This window comes from Lentilactobacillus parafarraginis DSM 18390 = JCM 14109 (assembly GCF_001435895.1).
Classification (GTDB): domain Bacteria; phylum Bacillota; class Bacilli; order Lactobacillales; family Lactobacillaceae; genus Lentilactobacillus; species Lentilactobacillus parafarraginis.
On record NZ_AZFZ01000210.1, the window covers coordinates 1 to 485 of the forward strand.

Annotated in this window: 2 protein-coding genes; both read right to left on the minus strand. The window is 38.6% G+C overall.

Annotated elements, in window-relative coordinates; genetic code table 11:
• Nucleotides 1-81: 81 nt before the first annotated feature.
• Entirely contained in the window at nucleotides 82-351 is a 270-nt protein-coding gene (locus tag FD47_RS14770; protein ID WP_056980859.1) for a helix-turn-helix domain-containing protein, read from the minus strand.
• On the minus strand, nucleotides 338-485 hold a 148-nt coding region (locus tag FD47_RS15270; protein WP_191982201.1), incomplete at its 5' end, for a type II toxin-antitoxin system RelE/ParE family toxin. The genes FD47_RS14770 and FD47_RS15270, both read right to left, overlap by 14 nt.

Sequence of the window (485 nt, forward strand, 5' to 3'; positions counted from 1 at the left end):
GGCGCAAGCTAATTTAGCTTGATCAAAAAAGCAGCAGTTGATTTAATCAACTGCTGCCAAATACCCCTTTAAAGGTCTAACTTATTGAGTAAATTCAATTTTAATTGTTTTACCCATAGCATGGGCAATTTCAGCTAGTTTATCAAACGTTACATTATCGCCACGTTCGATTCTAGCAATGGTGGATTGAGGGACGTTTGCTCTTTCAGCTAAATCGGCCTGAGTTAGGCCAGCTTCTTCACGAGTATGATACAACGCTAAGGCACTGGCAGATTTTTCCTTGTCAGCATGATAAGCTTCAGCAAACTTAGGGTCTTTTAATTCCCGGGCTAAAATATCATTGATTTTCATTTTGACTATCCTCCCATTCAGTTCGTAATTCAATCGCATGTTTAATTTCAGCGGGTGGTGTTTTTTGTGTCTTTTTGGTAAACCCATGGGTAATCACATATTTTGGTGTAACTGCTAAAATAAAGTGAGCCAAT

Coding starts and splice junctions, on each gene's coding strand:
- FD47_RS14770 (WP_056980859.1), bottom strand. CDS start 351: ATGAAAATCAATGATATTTTAGCCCGGGAATTAAAAGACCCTAAGTTT.